The sequence below is a fragment of the Brevundimonas sp. KM4 genome, assembly GCF_000964075.1.
In the GTDB taxonomy this organism is placed as follows: Bacteria; Pseudomonadota; Alphaproteobacteria; order Caulobacterales; family Caulobacteraceae; genus Brevundimonas; species Brevundimonas huaxiensis.
The window spans coordinates 1-401 of sequence record NZ_JZRG01000026.1; the positions used below are offsets into that span (position 1 = coordinate 1).

Annotated in this window: 1 protein-coding gene; it reads right to left on the bottom strand. The window is 66.3% G+C overall.

Annotation, left to right across the window (positions count from 1 at the left end):
* The coding region (locus tag VH88_RS13540) for an IS3 family transposase (protein WP_045811711.1) at positions 1–401 on the bottom strand (401 nt) is incomplete at both ends.

Sequence of the window (401 nt, forward strand, 5' to 3'; positions counted from 1 at the left end):
CAGGCCGGGCCGCGCAGCTTTCATACTGCGCAGCGGGTCGGCCTGTTGCGGTCAGACTGGCGGCAAAGGCCTCCGGGGTGAGGTAGCCGATCGACGAGTGCGGCCGGCGGGTATTGTAGTCCAGCGCCCAGGCAGCGACCTTCTGGCGGGCGTGATCCAGACTAAAGAACAGGCTCTCGTTGAGCAGTTCGTCGCGCATCCGGCCGTTGAAGGATTCTACAAACCCGTTCTGGGTCGGCTTGCCGGGCGCGATGTAGTGCCAGTCGACGCCATGATCCTGCGCCCAGGCCAGGATGGCCGTGGACGTGAATTCCGTGCCGTTGTCGCTGACGATCATGGCGGGACGGCCCCGTCGAGCGATCAGCGCTGTCAGCTCGCGCGCGACGCGGCGTCCCGAGATC